Source organism: Streptomyces sp. A18, assembly GCF_059026065.1.
The window spans coordinates 89,929-109,346 of sequence record NZ_JBWLKL010000009.1; the positions used below are offsets into that span (position 1 = coordinate 89,929).

The 19,418-nt window shown below is 70.2% G+C and carries 16 protein-coding genes; 13 read left to right on the forward strand and 3 right to left on the reverse strand.

The window, feature by feature from the left end:
- Positions 1-129: 129 nt before the first annotated feature.
- The 3 genes from AC5P1C_RS17020 (at position 130) to AC5P1C_RS17030 (ending at position 4,525) form a co-directional block, all read left to right on the forward strand.
- Entirely contained in the window at positions 130-906 is a 777-nt protein-coding gene (locus AC5P1C_RS17020; RefSeq protein ID WP_493866683.1) for a hypothetical protein, read from the forward strand.
- A 155-nt stretch (positions 907-1,061) separates the two neighbouring features.
- Positions 1,062-3,173 (forward strand): bifunctional polysaccharide deacetylase/glycosyltransferase family 2 protein, encoded by a 2,112-nt coding sequence (locus AC5P1C_RS17025; RefSeq protein WP_493866832.1) that lies wholly within the window; start codon positions 1,062-1,064, stop codon positions 3,171-3,173.
- 17 nt (positions 3,174-3,190) lie between these two features.
- Positions 3,191-4,525 (forward strand): acyltransferase family protein, encoded by a 1,335-nt coding sequence (locus tag AC5P1C_RS17030; RefSeq protein WP_493866833.1) that lies wholly within the window; start codon positions 3,191-3,193, stop codon positions 4,523-4,525.
- A 46-nt stretch (positions 4,526-4,571) separates the two neighbouring features.
- Here AC5P1C_RS17030 and AC5P1C_RS17035 read toward each other — a convergent pair whose 3' ends face one another.
- Positions 4,572-5,522 (reverse strand): EamA family transporter, encoded by a 951-nt coding sequence (locus AC5P1C_RS17035; protein ID WP_493866684.1) that lies wholly within the window; start codon positions 5,520-5,522, stop codon positions 4,572-4,574.
- A 132-nt stretch (positions 5,523-5,654) separates the two neighbouring features.
- Here AC5P1C_RS17035 and AC5P1C_RS17040 point away from each other — a divergent pair, with 132 nt between their 5' ends.
- The 4 genes from AC5P1C_RS17040 (at position 5,655) to AC5P1C_RS17055 (ending at position 10,249) form a co-directional block, all read left to right on the forward strand.
- Positions 5,655-6,218, forward strand: coding sequence for a MarR family winged helix-turn-helix transcriptional regulator (locus AC5P1C_RS17040; RefSeq protein ID WP_493866685.1), 564 nt, complete (start codon positions 5,655-5,657; stop codon positions 6,216-6,218).
- A 282-nt stretch (positions 6,219-6,500) separates the two neighbouring features.
- Complete coding sequence (locus AC5P1C_RS17045; protein ID WP_493866686.1) at positions 6,501-7,385, forward strand: hypothetical protein; 885 nt, start codon at positions 6,501-6,503, stop codon at positions 7,383-7,385.
- A gap of 186 nt (positions 7,386-7,571) precedes the next feature.
- On the forward strand, positions 7,572-8,918 hold the full coding sequence (locus AC5P1C_RS17050) for a nitrate/nitrite transporter (RefSeq protein ID WP_493866687.1): 1,347 nt from the start codon (positions 7,572-7,574) through the stop codon (positions 8,916-8,918).
- A gap of 131 nt (positions 8,919-9,049) precedes the next feature.
- Positions 9,050-10,249, forward strand: a complete 1,200-nt coding sequence (locus tag AC5P1C_RS17055; protein WP_493866688.1) for a uroporphyrinogen-III synthase — start codon at positions 9,050-9,052, stop codon at positions 10,247-10,249.
- On the opposite strand, the gene AC5P1C_RS17060 is transcribed toward AC5P1C_RS17055, so the two are convergent.
- Positions 10,201-10,782, reverse strand: a complete 582-nt coding sequence (locus AC5P1C_RS17060) for an anthrone oxygenase family protein (RefSeq protein WP_493866689.1) — start codon at positions 10,780-10,782, stop codon at positions 10,201-10,203. The two genes, AC5P1C_RS17055 and AC5P1C_RS17060, sit on opposite strands and share 49 nt — an antisense overlap.
- Before the next feature lie 166 nt (positions 10,783-10,948).
- Between AC5P1C_RS17060 and AC5P1C_RS17065 the strand changes: the two genes are divergently transcribed.
- The 6 genes from AC5P1C_RS17065 (at position 10,949) to AC5P1C_RS17090 (ending at position 17,902) form a co-directional block, all read left to right on the forward strand.
- Positions 10,949-11,536 (forward strand): CGNR zinc finger domain-containing protein, encoded by a 588-nt coding sequence (locus AC5P1C_RS17065; RefSeq protein WP_493866690.1) that lies wholly within the window; start codon positions 10,949-10,951, stop codon positions 11,534-11,536.
- A gap of 141 nt (positions 11,537-11,677) precedes the next feature.
- Positions 11,678-12,262: a sigma-70 family RNA polymerase sigma factor gene (locus AC5P1C_RS17070; protein WP_344521853.1), complete on the forward strand. Its 585-nt coding sequence runs from the start codon at positions 11,678-11,680 to the stop codon at positions 12,260-12,262.
- Positions 12,259-13,065, forward strand: a complete 807-nt coding sequence (locus AC5P1C_RS17075; RefSeq protein WP_493866691.1) for an anti-sigma factor family protein — start codon at positions 12,259-12,261, stop codon at positions 13,063-13,065. The genes AC5P1C_RS17070 and AC5P1C_RS17075 overlap by 4 nt, the downstream gene beginning before the upstream one ends.
- Positions 13,066-13,147: 82 nt before the next feature.
- Positions 13,148-15,523 carry a HelD family protein gene (locus AC5P1C_RS17080; protein WP_493866692.1) on the forward strand — a complete coding sequence of 792 codons (2,376 nt, stop codon included), beginning with the start codon at positions 13,148-13,150 and terminating at the stop codon, positions 15,521-15,523.
- A gap of 368 nt (positions 15,524-15,891) precedes the next feature.
- Complete coding sequence (locus AC5P1C_RS17085; protein ID WP_361047260.1) at positions 15,892-17,325, forward strand: NAD-dependent malic enzyme; 1,434 nt, start codon at positions 15,892-15,894, stop codon at positions 17,323-17,325.
- 295 nt (positions 17,326-17,620) lie between these two features.
- Positions 17,621-17,902: an HU family DNA-binding protein gene (locus AC5P1C_RS17090; RefSeq protein ID WP_016645140.1), complete on the forward strand. Its 282-nt coding sequence runs from the start codon at positions 17,621-17,623 to the stop codon at positions 17,900-17,902.
- 76 nt (positions 17,903-17,978) lie between these two features.
- On the opposite strand, the gene murA is transcribed toward AC5P1C_RS17090, so the two are convergent.
- Entirely contained in the window at positions 17,979-19,319 is a 1,341-nt protein-coding gene (murA, locus tag AC5P1C_RS17095; RefSeq protein WP_344521857.1) for a UDP-N-acetylglucosamine 1-carboxyvinyltransferase, read from the reverse strand.
- Between the last annotated feature and the right edge of the window lie 99 nt (positions 19,320-19,418).

Genomic DNA, 19,418 nt, shown 5'->3' on the forward strand with positions numbered 1-19,418 from the left:
GCGCTACATTCATGGTCCGGGCGCAGTGTGATAGGGGGGCGCTCGGACCGGGTGGGGGCCTGGTCCGACGGCAAGTTTGCCCGGAGACGTGCGCGCCCGAACCAGTGATGTGGGGGGTTGTGCGTACGCATGGAGAATTGGCGAGAAGATGCCCTACCGGAACACACCCATGATCCGAACGAGGTCACCGTTCAGATCGACGGGGTGGGGCGGCAGCTGGCGGATCTGGCCGCCGAGAGCGACCAGGACGGGCCTGACGGGCCGGTTTTCGTCGACGAGACGGGCCGCCGCAGCCGGAGGTACCGCCGGATAGGCGTGCTCATCGGCATCGCCTGCGCCGTCTACGCGGTGATCATCGTGGGCACTCTGCTCTCGGGCAACTCCAGCGCGCCCTGGCTGCCGATCGACGCCAAGGACGAGAAGCCGGCGAGCAGGGTGGACACACCGGACCGTCCGGCCGACTCCCTCGACCCCTCGGCCTCACCCGGTGCGACCCCGTCGCCCGGCGTCTCCGAGAGCGGCGCCACGGCCCCCGCGACCGGCGGCGCAGGACCCGCCGACCCCACCGAGACGGACGACGGCACGGACAAGCCCGGCGAGTCGCCCGACCCCGACCCCACGGACGATGGCGGCAAGCCCGACCCCGACCCGACGGACGACGACGGCGACCCCGACCCGACCGACGACCCCACGAAGCCCGACCCGGATCCGGACCCGACCGACGACCCCACCACGCCGGACCCGGACCCGTCGACCGAGACCCCGGGCGGCTCGGCCGGAGCGGGCGGCGAAGTCCCCGTGGCGCAGACCGCCGCCGACATACAGTCCCCGCAGCGCGCCCAGACGGTCGGCTACCAGTCCCCGCACAGCGCTGACCAGCAGCCCTCGGAGGGCGCACAGCGATGAACTCCCGCACCAACAGGGGCCGGTCCGCCGGTTCCAGGAACAGTCACGCCCAGCCGCGGACGCGGTCACAGACCCCCTCCCGGAGCGGCGGCGGCCGACGCCGCGCGCAGCAGGCCCGCCCCGTCAAACGGCGCCGGGTCCCCCTGCGCTACCTCATGCCCCTGCTCCTCCTGGTCGCCCTGATGGGGATGCTCATGCTGCGCGGCTACACGCACAGCGAGATCCTCGCCGATCACCGGGTGCGCCCGCCCGCGGCCACCGACAAGGTGCCGAAGAAGGTCCTCGACGGCGGCGGCCCCGTCATCGACACCCGCGGCGGCCACGAGGAGACGCTGAGCGTCCCGCGCCACCGCCTCGTACTGACCTTCGACGACGGTCCGGACCCGGAGTGGACGCCGAAGGTCCTCGACGTACTGAAGAAGCACCACGCGCACGGCGTCTTCTTCGTCACCGGCACGATGGCATCGCGCTACCCCGACCTGGTCGAGCGCATGGTGGAGGAGGGCCACGAGGTCGGCCTGCACACGTTCAACCACCCCGACCTGTCGTACCAGTCGCCGAGCCGCATCGACTGGGAGCTCTCGCAGAACCAGCTCGCCCTCGCGGGCGCGGCCGGCATCCGGACCTCCCTCTTCCGCCCGCCGTACTCGTCGTTCTCCGACGCCATGGACAACAAGTCCTGGCCGGTGACGAAGTACATAGGCAGCCGCGGCTACCTCACCGTCGTCAACAACACCGACAGCGAGGACTGGAAGCGCCCCGGCGTCGACGAGATCATCCGCCGCGCCACCCCCAAGGGCGGCAAGGGCGCCATCGTCCTGATGCACGACTCCGGAGGTGACCGCTCGCAGACGGTCGCCGCGCTCGACACCTTCCTGCCCGATCTGCAGGACAAGGGCTACCGCTTCACGAACCTCACCGAGGCCCTGGACGCCCCCAGCGCGCACGCGCCGGTCTCCGGCATCGACCTGTGGAAGGGCAAGGCCTGGGTCTTCCTGGTCGGCGCCTCGGAGAAGATCACCGGCGTACTCGTCGTGGCCCTGGCCATCATCGGCGCCCTGGTGCTGCTCCGCTTCGGCCTGATGCTGCTGCTCTCCGCGGTGCACGCGCGCAAGGTGCGCAAGAAGGGCTTCCGCTGGGGCCCGGACGTCACCGAACCGGTGTCGGTCCTCGTGCCCGCCTACAACGAGGCCAAGTGCATCGAGGCCACGGTCCGTTCGCTCATGACGAGCGACCACCCCATCGAGATCATCGTCATCGACGACGGCTCCTCGGACGGCACCGCGCTGATCGTCGAGGGGCTTCGCCTGCCGAACGTACGCGTCGTACGCCAGCAGAACGCGGGCAAACCGGCCGCCCTCAACAGAGGCATAGCCAACGCCCGTTACGACCTCATCGTCATGATGGACGGCGACACGGTCTTCGAGCAGTCCACCGTGCGCGAGCTGGTGCAGCCGTTCGGCGACCCGCGCGTGGGCGCCGTCGCGGGCAACGCGAAGGTCGGCAACAGGGACTCGCTGATCGGCGCCTGGCAGCACATCGAGTACGTGATGGGCTTCAACCTCGACCGCCGGATGTACGACATGCTCGGCTGCATGCCGACCATCCCCGGCGCGGTGGGAGCCTTCCGGCGCTCGGCCCTCGAGCGGGTCGGCGGAATGAGCGACGACACGCTCGCCGAGGACACGGACATCACGATGGCGATGCACCGGGACGGCTGGCGGGTCGTGTACGCCGAGAAGGCGCGCGCGTGGACCGAGGCGCCGGAGACGGTGCAGCAGCTGTGGTCGCAGCGCTACCGCTGGTCGTACGGCACGATGCAGGCGATCTGGAAGCACCGCCGCTCGGTGATCGAGTCGGGCCCGTCGGGCCGCTTCGGCCGGGTGGGCATGCCCCTGGTGTCCTTGTTCATGGTCCTGGCGCCACTGCTCGCGCCGTTGATCGACGTGTTCCTCCTGTACGGCCTCGTCTTCGGCCCCACCCAGAAGACGATCGTCGCGTGGCTCGGCGTGCTCGCCGTCCAGGCCGTGTGCGCGGCGTACGCCTTCCGGCTCGACCGTGAACGCATGACCCATCTGATCTCGCTGCCCCTCCAGCAGATCCTCTACCGGCAGCTGATGTACGTCGTGCTGCTGCAGTCCTGGATCACCGCCCTGACCGGAGGCCGCCTTCGCTGGCAGAAGCTCCGGCGCACGGGCGTGCTGGGGACGCCGCCCTCGATTCCGCAGCAGCGGGTGGGCGGCGCTGATCGGAGGCCCGTCGCATGACCTATCCCACGCAGCCGATGCCTGCGCCTTACGCTTCCGGGGTTCCGGGGGTTCCGGGGGCTCCTGGGATCCCGGTGGTCCCGGGTGCTCCGGTGGCCCCGCCTGTGGCGGCTCCCGCCGCCGCTCCCAAGAAGCCGGGCCGCGACCGCTACTTCGACGTACTGCGTTCGCTCGCGCTGGTCCGCGTCGTCGTCTACCACCTGTTCGGCTGGGCCTGGCTGACGATCCTGTTCCCCTCCATGGGCGTGATGTTCGCGCTGGCGGGCGCGTTGATGGCGCGCTCGCTGAAGCGCCCGGCGTGGGGCGTGATCAGGGGCCGAATACGCCGACTGCTCCCGCCCATGTGGGCATTCAGCGCGGTAGCACTGTTCCTCTTGTTCTACGGCGGCTGGAACGTCACCAAGGACCCGGACCACGGGGACACGTGGGGCCTGGTCAGCATGCTCAACTACGTGTTCCCGATCGGCGCCCCGCCCTTCCCCTGGCATATCGGGGACAAGGCGGGCCTCCTGGAGGACACCTGGCCGGCCCAGGCCGCGGGCCCGCTCTGGTACATCCGCGCGTACCTCTGGTTCGTCATCGCGTCGCCGCTGCTGCTGTGGGCGTTCCGCAGGCTCCCGTGGGCGACGCTGTTCGCCCCCCTGGCGCTGACGGCGGTGCTCGCGACGGAGGTCGTCAAGATCCCCGGCGAGACGGGCAACGCCGTCTCGGACTTCGCGGTGTACGGCAGCTGCTGGGTCCTGGGCATCGCCCACCAGGAGGGCGTCCTGGCCCGGGTTCCGCGCTACGTGGCGGTGTCGGTCTCGGCCCTGATCATGGCCTTCGGCCTGTGGTGGGCATCGGGCCATCTGGGTCCGGACGGCTGGGACCTGAACGACATCCCGCTGGCCCAGGCGGCGTGGTCCTTCGGCTTCGTCGTCATCCTCTTCCAGTACTCCCCGTCGTGGCAGGAGCTGCCGGGCCGCCTGAAGCGCTGGGACAAGCTCATCACCCTCTCCAACAACAGGGCGGTGACGATCTACCTCTGGCACAACCTCCTCATCATGGCCACGGTGCCGATCATCGACATGGCGTACGACCTGCCGTTCATGCAGGACGAGCGCTGGAGCTCGGCGCTGGACTCGACGTACATGCTGTGGATGACGGTCCTGGTCTGGCCGCTGATCGGGCTGATGGTGATGGCTGTGGGCTGGATCGAGGACTTCGCGGCGAAGCGGAGCCCGAGGCTGTGGCCGAACGGGGCACAGCCTTCCAAGGCCAAGGCCAAGGGGCAGGGCCAGGGCCAGGGCCAGGGGAGGGCCAAGGGCAGGCGGGCGGCTTCGTCTTCGCGGGGCGGGGCGCACAGGGGCTGAGTGCGCGGGCGGGGCCGACGGGCTGTGGGGCTGCGGGCCTGCGGGCCTATCGACGTCGGGCAGGGGAGCGGCGGCCCTGCCCGACCAGCACACTCGCCACGACGAGTACGAGCCCGCCCACCTGCCAGAGGGTGAGGGTCTGCCCGAGGAGGAGCAGCCCGGCGAGGGTGGCGACGACCGGGTTGGTGAGCCCGAGGAAGGACACGGACGAGGCGGGGAGCCGCTCGATGCCGCGGAACCAGAGGGCGTACGCGACGGCGGTGCCGATGATGCCGAGGTAGGCGTACCCGGCGAGATTGGCACCGGTGAAGTGGCCCGGGAGACCTTCGAAGGAGAGCGCGACGGGGGCCAGTACGAGGCCACCGGCGGTGAGTTGCCACCCGGTGAGGGCGAGCAAGGAGACGCCTTCGGGCCGCCCCCAGCGCTTGCTGAGTACGACGGCGAGGGCCATCAGCGTGGTGGCGACCAGCATGGCCACGATCCCCGCGAGGTCGACGGATGCGCTGCCGCGCAGTACGAGCAGCGCGACGCCGAAGACGCCTACGATCCCGGCGATCAACGTACGACGGGTGGGCCGCACCTTCAGAACCCCCACCCCGAAGCCGGCGACGAGCAGCGGCATGACGGCGCTGACGGTCGAGGCGACGCCGCCGGGCAGGTGGTAGGCGCCGAAGAAGAGGAGGGGGAAGAAGGCGCCGAAGTTGAGCAGCCCAAGCACCCCCGCCTTCCACCACCAGTCACCACTGGGTAGCCGCCGGGTCAGGGCGAGCAGGATGAGCCCGGCGGGCAGCGCGCGCAGGGCCGCGGCGAGCAAGGGACGGTCAGGGGGCAGGAGTTCGGTGGTCGTGACGTAGGTGGTACCCCAGGTGGCGGGGCCGATGGCGGCGAGGCCCGCGGCGGCGAGGGCGCGGGTTCGCGGTGCGGGGTGGTGCGCGGAGCTGCCCTGGGCAGTGCTTGCTCGTGGCCCGCTGCTTGCTTGCTGAGTGCTGATGGGCATGGTGTGGCTCCCCCTGGATTCCCCTGAACGCTACTATTCTCAACGTTGAGATAAATATGAACCCCGAGTCTGCGAACGTCAAGTATCTGAACATTGAGATATGTCTGGCCCGGGGCTGGCGAGGAGGCGGAAATGTCTGACCCCGAGGCGGTGGCCGTGCCGGTGGCGGTGGAGGCGAGGGCGGCGGACACCGACGCCATCGACGACCTGCGCGCCCAGTGGCATCGAGAGCGCCCGGACATGGAAGCGGCGGGCCTGGACGCGATGGCACTGGTGGGCCGCATCAAACGGGCGGACCACCTGCTGAGCAAGGGAATGAAGCCGATCTTCGCCGAACACGGCCTGGAGTTCCCGGAGTTCGACGTACTCGCGACACTGCGGCGGGTGGGTGCCCCGCACGAACTGACGGCGGGCGGCCTCATCAAGACGGCCATGGTGACGTCAGGCGCGATCACCAACCGCCTCGACAAACTGGAACGCAAGGGCCTGATCGAACGCAACCCGGACCCGTCCGATCGCCGCGCGATCCGCGTCCGCCTGACGGCGGCGGGTCTGGAGCTGGTCGACCGCGCGGTGGTAGACCACGTGGCGAACGAGGAGCGGATGCTGGGGTCGCTGTCGGCGGAGGACCGGCGGGCGCTGGATGGGGCGTTGCGGAGGTTGTTGGTTTCGTTGGGGGATACGCATCTGGGGTGAACCCCGCTGTCCTGCCGCTCTGCCGCTCTGCTTCGGGCGCAGCAGGTTCAGGCGCTGTACGGCTCGCTCTCGCTGGATCCCGCGGACGCGGTGAACGTGGCCCTGGCGGAGCACAAGGCGTTCCGGGTTCTGCCGGACGATTTGTAGACACCGCAGGGCTCCGGCCGCCGCCGTCGGGCCTTGTGCGCCCGATGCCGTGTGGTGGATGTTGGGGGTGGGCGGGGGCAGGGGGTCTCCGCTGGGCTCTGCGAGGAGTCGGACAGCGAGGGGACCCGCACTCTTATGACCCAGCCTCCCGGTCAGCCGCCGCAGGACGGACCGCAGGACGGACCGCAGGACGGACCGCAGGACGGATTCGGACCTCCGCAGCAGCCTCAGCCACCCGTGCCTGGAGCGCCCGCCGGGCCGTATGGGGCTCCGCCGCCTCCGCCCCAGCAGCCCGACGGGCAGAACCCATACGGGTACGGGCAGAACCCTTACCCGCAGGGGCCGCCGCCCGCTCAGCCCCCGTACGGCCAGGCCCAGCCCGGCCCCTACGGTCAGCCGCCCCAGCAACCCTTCGGCCAGCCCGCCCCCCAGTACCCCGGCTACCCGCCGCCCCCTCCGCCCGGCGGGAGCGCAGGGAAGAACAAGCCGGCCCTCATCATCGGCTCCATCGTCGTGGTCGCCGCCCTCATCGGCGGCGGCATCTTCCTCCTCAACGGAGGTGACAGTGACGACGACCAGAAGCCCAAGGCCGACAAGAGCGTCTCGGCTAGCCCTTCCGCATCCGCCTCCGAGGAGCCCACTGAAGCGCCCTCCGAAGACCCCGCCACCGAGGATCCTCTCGACGAGCCGACCGACGCGACCCGCCCCGCCGGCGACACCGGCTACCAAGGCCAGTGGCAGAACGACGAGGCCAAGACCCTCACCATCGGCGCCAAGCTCACCTCCGGACAGGGCAAGGGCAAGCACTCGGTCTCGTACATTGACGCCGGCGGTGACGGGCTCTGCATGGGGCTCGGGCAGGAGCAGGGCGGCAGCGGATTCCGTATCGCCCTGAAGTGCGGCACCGGCGACGACAAGAAGTACATCTCGGCCAACGTCACCCAGGCCAATGACGAAGTGACCCTCAAGTGGGACAAGGGCGGCGGCACCGACGTCCTGCCATGGGTGAACCCGGCCTGACCAAGCCCCCGGGCCAAGCATCCGGGTAAAGCCCCCGGGTCAAGCCCCCGGGCCAGGACCCCTCACCGCCCGCCCCACCGCCAGGTGAGAGCAAAGTTCCCCGCCGGTCACCGCGTGCCACAGGACTGAAACCCGCCCTCCCTACCTTCGGGCCATCAGCCGCAAGCCGTGGAGATGAGGCCTGTCATGTGGATCCAGCGGTGGGACCCGGAGGACGAGAGGTTCTGGAACGAGGAGGGAGGCGAGCGTGTCGCCCGGCGGAACCTGGTGTTCTCGATCCTCTCGGAGCACATCGGGTTCTCCATCTGGACCCTGTGGTCCGTGATGGTGCTGTTCATGGGGCCCGAGTACGGGATCGATCCCGCCGGGAAGTTCTTCCTCGTGTCCATGGCCACCCTCGTGGGGGCCGTCGCCCGCGTCCCGTACACCTTCGCCGTCGCCCGCTTCGGCGGGCGCAACTGGACGATCATCGCGGCCGGTGCGCTCCTCGTGCCGACCGTGGCCGCCTTCGTCGTCATGGAGCCCGGGACCTCCTACACCACGTTCATGCTGTGTGCGCTCCTCACCGGCGTCGGCGGCGGCAACTTCGCCTCCTCCATGACCAACATCAATTCCTTCTTCCCCCTGAGGAAGAAGGGATGGGCCCTTGGGCTCAACGCCGGTGGCGGCAACATCGGCGTACCCGTCGTGCAGCTCGCCGGGCTCGCGGTCATCGGGGCCGGGGGAGGGCCACGCGTGCTCCTCGGGATCTACATCCCGCTCATCTTCGTCTCCGCCGTCTGCGCCGCCCTCTTCATGGACAACCTCGCCACCGTGAAGAACGACACCGGCGCGGCCAAGGAGGCCGTCCGGGATGCTCACACCTGGATCATGGCTTTTCTGTACGTCGGGACGTTCGGGTCCTTCATCGGGTACAGCTTCGCCTTCGGGCTCGTCCTGCAGACCCAGTTCGGCCGTACGCCCCTGCAGGCCGCCGCCGTCACCTTCATCGGGCCGCTGCTCGGCTCGCTGATCCGGCCCGTCGGCGGGCGGCTCGCCGACCGGTTCGGCGGGGCCCGCATCACGCTGTGGAACTTCGTCGGGATGGGCGCGGCCACCGCCGTCGTCGTCATCGCCTCCATGCGGGAGTCGCTCGCCCTCTTCGTCGCCGCCTTCGTCGTGCTCTTCGTGCTGAGCGGTCTCGGCAATGGGTCGACCTACAAGATGATCCCCGGCATTTTTCAGGCCAAGGCCCTGCAGAAGGGGCTTCAGGGGGAAGCCGCCGCGGCCTACGGGCGGCGGCTCTCCGGGGCCTCGATGGGGCTCATCGGCGCCGTCGGCGCGCTCGGCGGGCTCGGGATCAATCTCGCCTTCCGGCAGTCCTTCCAGACCGTGGGCTCGGGGACCGGTGCCTTCGTCGCCTTCCTTGCCTTCTACACCGCGTGCTTCTGCGTCACATGGGCCGTATACCTTCGCCGCCCCGCGCCCCTGCCGGACTCCGGGCAGAGTGCCGACGCGGAGACGAAGCCCCAGCTCACGTACGCGGAGGTCTGACGGAGAGGCCGTCGTAGCCTGGTGTAACACGTACGACATCGTGGTGATCCGGGGATGTCACGGGCCGTTGGCAGGCTCGTTCAACCCCGGACCACCCATCACGCAGTACTAGCGGGACGAGAGCAGCTGCCATGCACGCGACCCCTCAGAACGGCCCTCAGAGCGGCCCTCAGAGCAGCCATCAGGGCGGCCCTCAAGACGGTCACAAGAACGCCCCACTCGCCGGATTCACCGTCGGCGTCACCGCCGCGCGCCGCGCCGACGAGCTCGGTGCGCTGCTCCAGCGGCGCGGCGCCACCGTCCTGCACGCGCCCGCACTGCGCATCGTCCCGCTCGCCGACGACAGTGAACTCCTCTCCGCCACCAAGGAGTTGATCGACCACGCGCCCGACATCGTGGTCGCCACCACCGCGATCGGGTTCCGCGGCTGGGTCGAGGCCGCCGACGGATGGGGCTTCGGCGACGCGCTGCTCCGGTGTCTGCGGGGCGTCGAGCTGCTCGCCCGCGGGCCCAAGGTCAAGGGCGCCATACGGGCCGCCGGGCTCACCGAGAAGTGGTCGCCCGCGTCCGAGTCCATGGCGGAGGTCCTCGACCGGCTGCTCGAAGAGGGCGTCGACGGGAAGCGCATCGCGCTCCAGCTGCACGGCGAACCGCTGCCCGGCTTCATCGAGTCACTGCGCGCCGGGGGAGCGGACGTCGTCGGCGTGCCCGTCTACCGGTGGATGCCGCCCGAGGACCTCGCGCCCGTCGACCGGCTCCTCGACGCCACCGTCGCGCGCGCCGTCGACGCCCTGACCTTCACCAGCGCGCCCGCCGCCGCGTCCTTCCTGGCCCGCGCCGAGGACCGCGGCATGTCCATCGAGCTCTTCGCCGCCCTCCAGCACGACGTCCTGTCCGCCTGCGTGGGCCCGGTCACCGCGCTGCCGCTCCAGGCCCGCGGCGTCGAGACGGTGCAGCCCGAACGCTTCCGGCTCGGCCCCCTCGTACAGATCCTGTGCCAGGAACTGCCCGCCCGCGCCCGTACGTTGCCCGTGGCGGGGCACCGCGTCGAGATCCGCGGTCACGCGGTCCTGGTCGACGACGAGCTGCGGCCCGTGCCGCCCGCCGGCATGTCGCTGCTGCGGGCGCTCGCGCGGCGCCCCGGGTGGGTGGTCCCGCGCGCCGAGCTGCTGCGCGCACTGCCCGGCACGGGGTGCGACGAGCACGCCGTGGAGACGGCGATGGCCCGGCTGCGTACGGCACTTGGTGCGCCGAAGCTCGTCCAGACGGTGGTCAAGCGGGGCTATCGGCTCGCGCTCGATCCGGCCGCCGGGTCCAAGTACGCGGACTGACGGCTCTTGTCGTCCCGCTTGTCCCGCCCGAACAGCACCAACGCCCGCGCGAGCAGGCCGATCGCGACGGTGGACACCAGGGTGCGCACCACGTTCCAGGCCAGCCACGTGTCCTCGAACTTCTCGCGCACGGCCGCCGGATCGGCGATCTTCGCCGGATCGCCGGCGTCCGCGAGCTCTGCGTTCAACGGCACGTTCACGACCGACGTGACCGCGAACGCCGCGAGGTAGAGGACGAGCGCCGCGAGCACCCACCGGTACGAGCTCGTCCCGCGCAGTTGCCACGTGGAGATCGCCGTGAAGAGCAGCGCCCCGATGAAGCTCGCGAAGAAGACCGGATTGTTGAACGCGTCGTTCATGTTCTGCATGACCTCGATGAAGACGCGGTCGTCGCTGCGCCCGAGGCCCGGCATCACGCCGCAGGAGAAAATGTAGAAGGTTCCGGAGATCAGGCCCATGGCGACGATGGCCGCCCCCAGAACGGCACCGGCGCTGCCCTGCCCCCGCTGGTTCGTCTCTCGGTTGTCTCTCATGGGATCGAGTCAACAGGCCTGAAGCGCCCCGGACCATCGTTCACAAGCGCGCCCCCATAAGCGGGCGTCTCACCCGCGCGCGGTGGCAGGGGTTCCGCACCCGCCCGAGGCGAGGCACTGTAAGGGGGAGCACTCACCGGTAACCCCACAAGGCGGTGACAGGCGCATGGCACTGGGCATGGACCCGGCCACGTACGAGCTGCGATTCGACTCCGGGCGGAGTTGTCTGGACCTCGTGGCGACGAACCATCCCGTGGAACGGCTCGACTCCGTGGACCGGCTGCTCGCCTGGCTCGCGGGCGCCGGGCTCATCCCGGATCGCACGGCCCTGCCCGGGGCGGGTCCGGTGTGGCTCGTCGCCTTCCGTGAACTGCGGGAGCACATCGGGCAGTTGGTGCTCGCCGAACTCGAAGGGCGGTCGGCCGATGCCGCGTTGGCCGGGGTCAACGCCCTGGCCGTGCCCGCGCCCCCGGCCCCGCGCGCCGTCCGGCGCCCCGACGGCAGCCTGGTCCGCGCCCTGGACGGCGACCCCGGCTGCGCGGCCCTGCTCGCCGCCGTCGCCCGTGACGCCGTCGACCTGCTCACCGACCCCGCGGCCCGTGCCCTGCTGCGCCAGTGCGAGGGCGACACCTGCCCCCTCGTGTATCTGGACACGTCACGCGGGCGCCGCCGCCGCTGGTGTTCCAGTGAGGTGTGCGGCAACCGTGAGCGGGTGGCCAGACACCGACGGCGGGCGGCGCTCGCACGGGCCTGAAACGCCGCCCGGAGCAACCTGGTTCGCAAGCCGCGGAAAACTCGTGTGATCTCCGTTGAACACAACTCCGGTCGCCTACGTAAGTCCGGGTGAACAGCCGACAGGGCGAAGCCCGACGAAGAGCGGACACCGGAGGCAGACGTGCGCAAGGATTCCGCCGTGGCCGATGAGCGCCCGCAGGAACGCCCGCACCGACATCGCCTGGTCCCTCAACGCAACGGACCGGACGAGGAGTTGATGCGCGCCCTCTACCGCGAGCACGCGGGACCACTTCTGGCCTATGTGCTCCGCCTGGTGGCGGGAGACCGGCAGCGCGCCGAAGATGTCGTACAGGAAACGCTCATCCGTGCCTGGAAGAACGCCGGTCAGCTCAATCGTGCGACCGGTTCGGTACGCCCCTGGCTGGTGACGGTCGCCCGGCGCATCGTCATCGACGGCCACCGCAGTCGGCAGGCCCGGCCGCAGGAGGTCGATCCGTCGCCGCTGGAGGTCATCCCCGCGGAGGACGAGATCGATAAGGCGCTGTGGCTGATGACTCTTTCGGATGCGCTCGACGACCTGACTCCCGCACACCGGGAGGTACTCGTCGAGACCTACTTCAAAGGGCGTACGGTCAATGAGGCGGCCGAGACACTGGGTATACCCAGCGGGACGGTGCGTTCGCGGGTCTTCTACGCGCTTCGCTCGATGAAGCTGGCGCTCGAGGAGCGGGGGGTGACGGCATGAACGAGTCTTACGGACATGACGCTTGGGGCCATGCGGAGACGGGCGACGTGCACGAGACCGTCGGCGCCTACGCCCTCGGCATCCTGGACGACGCGGAGGCGACGGCCTTCGAGGCGCATCTGGCGGGCTGCGAGTTCTGCGCGCACCAGCTGGAGGAGTTCTCGGGCATGGAGCCGATGCTGGCCGCGCTCGCGGACTTCCCGGGGGCGCGCGGCGTACCGGAGATCGGCGAACAGCTCGCCGCGCGGCCGAGCCCGCGGCTCGCGGACCGGCTCGTGGACGAGGTCTCCGTCAAGCGCGCGCAGAAGCGCAGGCGCGGCATGTACCTGGTGGCCGCCGCGGCGGCGCTGATCGTCGGCGGTCCGCTGACGGTCCTGGCGGTGAGCGACGACGACGGCGGCGGTTCGACGGACGTGGCGGGCGAACCGCACCCCACGAGCCCCGCCGAGGACGCCTTCTTCAACCACATGGACGACAAGATCAAGGCCACGGACCCGAAGACCAAGGTCAGCGCCACGGTCGGCACGGAGAAGAAGACCTGGGGCACGCACACGGTCCTGGAGCTGAAGAACGTCAAGGGCCCGCTCAAGTGCTCCCTGGTCGCGGTCGGCAAGGACGGCGAGAAGGAGACGGTGACCAGCTGGTCCGTCCCGAAATGGGGTTACGGCATCGAGGACAGCCCGAACAAATGGGCGCGCAACCCGCTGTACGTCCACGGGGGCGCCGCGATGGACCGGAACGACATCGACCACTTCGAGGTGACCACCTTCGACGGAGATCGCCTCGTGGAGGTGGACGCGTAGGAGAAGTGCACAGAGGGGTCCCCTTTCGCGTACGGTAGACGGCTGCTCGATAGGGCAGCTGCACGTCCGGAAAGGGGCCTCGGTGGCCGACGTACGCGACCGTGAGATCAGCGTCGAACAGGAACATCTCGACCAGGTCTACCGGCGTCTCGAGGAGAAGATCCACGAGGCCGAGTTCCTCATGACCGACGCGGCCAAGCGCTCCCAGGTCGGCACGCCCGGCGCGCTCGCCGAGCGGGACGCGCAGGTGTTCCGCGCGGGGGTGCATCTCAACCGGCTCAACAGCGAGTTCGAGGACTTCCTCTTCGGGCGGATCGACCTGCTGCTCGGCAAGGACGGCAAGAAGGGCCCGGACGGCGCGTACACGTCGGTCGAGCCCGCCGAGGACGCCGTCAGCGAGAACGAGACCGGTAAACACGCGGCGATCGCCGAGACCCTGCACATCGGCCGCATCGGAGTCCTGGACGCGGACTACTCCCCGCTGGTGATCGACTGGCGGGCTCCCGCCGCCGCGCCCTTCTACCGCTCGACGCCGGTCGACCCGGGCCGTGTCGTGCGCCGCCGGGTCATCCGCTCCAAGGGCCGCAAGGTTCTCGGCGTCGAGGACGACCTGATGCGCCCGGAGCTCACGGCCACCCTGAACGGCGAGAGCCTGCCCGTCATCGGCGACGGCGCCCTGATGGCGGCGCTCGGCCAGGCCCGCAGCCACACGATGCGGGACATCGTGGCGTCGATCCAGGCCGAGCAGGACATGGTGATCCGCGCGCCCGCCGCCTCGGTGACGTACGTCGAGGGCGGCCCCGGCACCGGCAAGACCGCCGTGGCCCTGCACCGCGCCGCGTACCTCCTCTACCAGGACCGCCGCCGGTACGCGGGCGGCATCCTCATCGTCTCGCCGACCCCGCTGCTCGTGGCGTACACGGAGGGCGTGCTGCCCTCCCTCGGCGAGGAGGGCCAGGTCGCGATCCGCGCGGTCGGCGCCCTGGCCGACGACGCCGCGGGCACGGTGGAGGCCACGGTCTACGACTCTCCGGCGGTGGCCCGCGTCAAGGGCTCCTCCCGGATGCTGCACGTCCTGCGGAAGGCCGCGCGGGGCGCGCTGGAGGGGGGAGCGGGCACGGCCCCCAAGGCCGCCGCACAGGACGGCCAGCTGTCCTTCGGCGACTTCGGGGACGACGACGAGGACGAGGGCCCCCAGGCCCCCGTGGAGACCCCCACGCGCCTGCGTGTGGTCGCCTTCGGCCGCCGCCTGGAGCTGGAGGCCGACGCCCTGGGCCGCATCCGCCGCAACGCGCTCAGCGGCACGGCCCCCGTCAACCTGCTGCGCCCGCGCGCCCGCAAGCTCCTCCTGGACGCCCTGTGGTCGCAGTCGGGCTCAGCGGGCCGGCACAGCGACCCGGAGCTGGCCGCCGAACTCCGCTCGTCCTTCGACGAGGACATCACCTCCGAGGACGACTTCATCGGGTTCCTCGACGCCTGGTGGCCCGAACTCACCCCGCGCGCGGTGCTCTCCGCGATGGGCGACGAGCGGCGTCTCGGCCGCTGGGCGCGCCGCGTCCTGAACCCGGGCGAGGTCCGCAAGGTCGCCCGCTCCCTCAAGCGCGACGCCCTGTCCGTGCACGACGTGGCGCTCATCGACGAGCTCCAGTCGATCCTCGGTACGCCGCCCAAGCCCCGCAGGAAGAAGGACCTGGACCCCCTCGACCTGCTCACCGGGCTCGACGAACTGATGCCGCAGCGCGAGGAGTCCCAGCGCGAGCGCGCCGAGCGGCTCGCGGCGGAGCGCACCGAGTACGCGCACGTCATCGTCGACGAGGCGCAGGACCTGACCCCCATGCAGTGGCGCATGGTCGGCCGCAGGGGCCGGCACGCCACGTGGACGATCGTCGGCGACCCCGCCCAGTCCTCCTGGTCCGACCCGGACGAGGCGGCGGCGGCCCGCGACGAGGCGCTCGGCTCCCGCCCGCGCCGCCGCTTCACCCTGACCGTCAACTACCGCAACCCCGCCGAGATCGCCGATCTCGCCGCCAAGGTGCTCGCGCTCGCGATGCCGGGCTCCGAGTCGCCGTCGGCCGTCCGGTCCACCGGGGTGAAGCCCCGTTTCGCCGTCGTACGCGACAAGGACCTGGGCGCGTCGGCGCGCGAGGAGGCGGCGCGGCTGCTCGACCAGGTGGACGGCACCGTCGGCGTGGTCGTGGCGATGAACCGCCGAGAGCAGGCGGCGCGTTGGCTCGACGGGCTCGGTGACCGCGTGGTCCCGCTCGGCAGCCTGGAGGCCAAGGGCCTGGAGTACGACGCGACGGTGGTCGTCTCACCCGCGGAGATCGCGGACGAGTCCCCGGCGGGCCTGCGGGTCCTGTACGTGGCGCTGACGCGGGCCACGCAGCAGCTGACGGTCCTGTCGGGCGAGCGCGACGAGCCGGACGGGGACGGGGTGCCGGACCTGCTCCGCGAATGACTTTGCGGGACAGGAATTGCCTTGCGGGGATCGTTTGTTACCGTGGATGTGGCACCGGCCCGATCCAAGCCCCCGGGCCCAACCTTCGTCGCTACGAGCGACCACTTGCCGCGAGGCGAGCATGGCGGGTCGGTGTCATTAACGTAGGGAGAGGCCCTCGTCACCACGTGACGAGGGCCTCCTTCCGTTTCACCACCGGTTTTCCGTTCCCCCTACCGAACGTCCCCCAACTTCTCGTATGGTGGAAACAGGTTTCCGAAAAAGCGGTGAACGAAACGTTCGCAATCCTCGACGGCTACCACGTACTCAGTGGTAGGTGCGACGATCGGACGGCAAGAGCAACACGGTGAAAGCAGAGGAAGTCGGCCATGGCAACGGCGCCCAGCGTCTCCTACTCGAACACGGTCCGGTTGGAGGTGCCCGCGAGCGGCACCGCGGTCTCCCAGATCACCACGGCCGTCGAGTCCCACGGAGGCTCGGTGACCGGCCTCGACGTCACGGCTTCCGGGCATGAGGCGCTCCGGATCGACGTCACGATCGCGGCGACCTCCACGACGCACGGCGACGAGATCGTCGCGCAGCTGCGCACCATCGAGGGCGTCACCGTCGGCAAGGTCTCCGACCGTACGTTCCTGATGCACCTCGGCGGCAAGATCGAGATGCAGTCGAAGCACCCCATCCGGAACCGCGACGACCTCTCCATGATCTACACCCCGGGCGTGGCCCGCGTGTGCATGGCGATCGCCGAGAACCCGGAGGACGCGCGCCGCCTCACGATCAAGCGAAACTCCGTTGCGGTCGTAACGGACGGTTCGGCCGTTCTCGGGCTCGGGAACATCGGCCCGAAGGCCGCGCTGCCCGTCATGGAGGGCAAGGCGGCCCTCTTCAAGCGCTTCGCCGGCATCGACGCCTGGCCGCTCTGCCTGGACACCCAGGACACCGACGCGATCGTCGAGATCGTCAAGGCGATCGCCCCCGGCTTCGCGGGCATCAACCTCGAGGACATCTCGGCGCCGCGCTGCTTCGAAATCGAGGCCCGCCTGCGCGAGGCCCTCGACATCCCCGTCTTCCACGACGACCAGCACGGCACCGCGATCGTCGTGCTCGCCGCGCTGACCAACGCACTTCGCGTGGTGGGCAAGGGAATCGGCGACGTACGCGTCGTCATGTCCGGTGCGGGCGCGGCCGGTACGGCCATCCTGAAACTGCTCATCGCGGCGGGCGTCAAGCACGCCGTCGTCGCCGACATCCACGGTGTCGTGCACGCGGACCGCGAGGACCTCGTGGACGCCGCTCCGGACTCGCCGCTGCGCTGGATCGCCGACAACACCAACCCCGAGGGTGCCCGCGGCACCCTCAAGGAAGCGGTCGTCGGCGCCGACGTCTTCATCGGCGTCTCCGCTCCGAACGTCCTGGGCGCCGATGACGTGGCGGCCATGGCCGAAGGCGCCATCGTGTTCGCGCTCGCGAACCCGGACCCCGAGGTCGACCCCGCGATCGCCCGCCAGACGGCGGCAGTTGTGGCCACGGGCCGCTCGGACTTCCCGAACCAGATCAACAACGTCCTGGTCTTCCCCGGCGTCTTCCGCGGTCTGCTCGACGCCCAGTCGCGCACCGTCAACACGGAGATGATGCTGGCGGCGGCGGGCGCCCTCGCGGACGTCGTCGCCGAGGACGAGCTCAACCCGAACTACATCATCCCCAGCGTCTTCAACGACAAGGTCGCGGGCGCGGTCGCCGATGCGGTGCGCACCGCGGCGAAGGCGGCTGGGGTGGCCGTGACAGGCGCCACGGCCCAGTAGTACGGCGCGTCGCGGAACGCAGGGCCCTCAAAGGCCCTCTAGGGTGGCGTGGAAGCGCGCCCCCGGCTGCCACCTTCCAGGGGTGGTGAAGCTTTTCGTGTGACCCCAAGGGGCCCCGGATTGGCTTTACCGCCGCAGGTGGGGGCAGGATGCCTTTCTGGGCGCGAGGGTCTGGACGACGGACCCGGGTCCGGGGCCTGACCGAGGACCCTGGCAGCATCGGCTTCGCTGTGCCCATCATGCGGCTCCGCCGCGTGGCACGCCTCAACGGCAAGAAGAACACGGGAGTACAAACATGAACCGCAGTGAGCTGGTGGCCGCGCTGGCCGACCGCGCCGAGGTGACTCGCAAGGACGCCGACGCCGTGCTGGCCGCGTTCGCCGAGACCGTCGGCGAGATCGTTGCCAAGGGCGACGAGAAGGTCACCATCCCCGGCTTCCTGACCTTCGAGCGCACCCACCGTGCCGCTCGCACCGCCCGGAACCCGCAGACCGGCGAGCCGATCAACATCCCGGCCGGCTACAGCGTCAAGGTTTCGGCGGGCTCCAAGCTCAAGGAAGCGGCTAAGGGCAAGTAGCCTCAAGCAGTAGAAGGGGCGGTCACCCAATGGGTGACCGCCCCTTCTACGTGCCGTTCAAAGAACGGACGAAGAACTACAGCGTCGCCCTGCCCGGCAGTTCCACCTTGGCGCCGAGCTCCACGAGCTTGTCCATGAAGTTCTCGTAGCCGCGGTTGATCAGGTCGATGCCGTGGACGCGGGACGTGCCCTGCGCCGCGAGGGCCGCGATCAGGTACGAGAAGCCGCCGCGCAGGTCGGGGATGACCAGATCGGCGCCCTGGAGCTTCGTGGGGCCGCTGACGACCGCCGAGTGGAGGAAGTTCCGCTGGCCGAAGCGGCAGTCGGAGCCGCCGAGGCACTCGCGGTAGAGCTGGATGTGTGCGCCCATCTGGTTGAGCGCGGAGGTGAAGCCCAGGCGGGACTCGTAGACCGTCTCGTGGACGATGGAGAGCCCCGCGGCCTGTGTGAGCGCCACGACCAGGGGCTGCTGCCAGTCGGTCTGGAAACCGGGGTGCACGTCCGTCTCCAGGGCGATCGCGTTGAGTGAGCCGCCCGGGTGCCAGAAGCGGATGCCCTCGTCGTCGATCTCGAAGGCACCGCCCACCTTCCGGTAGGTGTTCAGGAACGTCATCATCGAGCGCTGCTGGGCGCCGCGGACGTAGATGTTGCCTTCGGTCGCCAGGGCCGCGGAAGCCCACGAGGCGGCTTCCAGGCGGTCCGAGAGGGCGTGGTGGTTGTAGCCGCCCAGGCTGTCGACGCCGGTGACCCTTATGGTCCGGTCGGTGTCCATCGCGATGATCGCGCCCATTTTCTGCAGTACGCAGATGAGGTCTTCGATCTCGGGTTCGACGGCGGCGTTCGAGAGTTCCGTGACGCCCTCGGCGAGGACGGCCGTGAGCAGGACCTGCTCGGTGGCGCCCACGGACGGGTACGGCAGCTGGATCTTCGTGCCGCGCAGCCGCTGCGGCGCCTCCAGGTACTGTCCGCCCTCGCGCTTCTCGATGGTCGCGCCGAACTGGCGGAGCACCTCGAAGTGGAAGTCGATGGGCCGGCCGCCGATGTCACAGCCGCCGAGGCCGGGGATGAAGGCGTGCCCGAGGCGGTGCAGGAGCGGTCCGCAGAACAGGATCGGGATGCGCGACGATCCCGCATGGGCGTCGATGTCCGCGACGTTGGCGCTCTCCACGTGCGAGGGGTCCATGACCAGCTCGCCCGGCTCCTCACCGGGGCGGACCGTGACGCCGTGCAGCTGCAGGAGTCCGCGTACGACACGCACGTCGCGGATGTCTGGGACATTGCGCAGCCTGCTCGGAGCGCTGCCGAGCAGCGCGGCGACCATGGCCTTGGGCACGAGGTTCTTCGCGCCGCGGACACGGATCTCGCCCTCCAGCGGGGTTCCGCCGTGGACAAGCAGTACATCGTCGGTGACGGTCATGAATCTCGCGTTCCGATTGGATGGACGGATGGACGGGTGGACCAAAGGGCAAGCGTAATGGGCGCGTACCCCCCTTCCGTAAGGCCAAGGGCGCGCGAA

Bases quoted from the DNA above. Each gene is read 5' to 3' on its own strand.
- AC5P1C_RS17035 (WP_493866684.1), bottom strand. From the start codon at position 5,522: ATGCCCATCAGCACTCAGCAAGCAAGCAGCGGGCCACGAGCAAGCACT.
- AC5P1C_RS17075 (WP_493866691.1), top strand. From the start codon at position 12,259: ATGAACGAGTCTTACGGACATGACGCTTGGGGCCATGCGGAGACGGGC.
- AC5P1C_RS17065 (WP_493866690.1), top strand. From the start codon at position 10,949: ATGGCACTGGGCATGGACCCGGCCACGTACGAGCTGCGATTCGACTCC.
- AC5P1C_RS17060 (WP_493866689.1), bottom strand. From the start codon at position 10,782: ATGAGAGACAACCGAGAGACGAACCAGCGGGGGCAGGGCAGCGCCGGT.
- AC5P1C_RS17090 (WP_016645140.1), top strand. From the start codon at position 17,621: ATGAACCGCAGTGAGCTGGTGGCCGCGCTGGCCGACCGCGCCGAGGTG.
- murA (WP_344521857.1), bottom strand. From the start codon at position 19,319: ATGACCGTCACCGACGATGTACTGCTTGTCCACGGCGGAACCCCGCTG.
- AC5P1C_RS17050 (WP_493866687.1), top strand. From the start codon at position 7,572: ATGTGGATCCAGCGGTGGGACCCGGAGGACGAGAGGTTCTGGAACGAG.
- AC5P1C_RS17020 (WP_493866683.1), top strand. From the start codon at position 130: ATGGAGAATTGGCGAGAAGATGCCCTACCGGAACACACCCATGATCCG.
- AC5P1C_RS17085 (WP_361047260.1), top strand. From the start codon at position 15,892: ATGGCAACGGCGCCCAGCGTCTCCTACTCGAACACGGTCCGGTTGGAG.
- AC5P1C_RS17040 (WP_493866685.1), top strand. From the start codon at position 5,655: ATGTCTGACCCCGAGGCGGTGGCCGTGCCGGTGGCGGTGGAGGCGAGG.
- AC5P1C_RS17025 (WP_493866832.1), top strand. From the start codon at position 1,062: ATGCCCCTGCTCCTCCTGGTCGCCCTGATGGGGATGCTCATGCTGCGC.
- AC5P1C_RS17055 (WP_493866688.1), top strand. From the start codon at position 9,050: ATGCACGCGACCCCTCAGAACGGCCCTCAGAGCGGCCCTCAGAGCAGC.
- AC5P1C_RS17045 (WP_493866686.1), top strand. From the start codon at position 6,501: ATGACCCAGCCTCCCGGTCAGCCGCCGCAGGACGGACCGCAGGACGGA.
- AC5P1C_RS17030 (WP_493866833.1), top strand. From the start codon at position 3,191: ATGCCTGCGCCTTACGCTTCCGGGGTTCCGGGGGTTCCGGGGGCTCCT.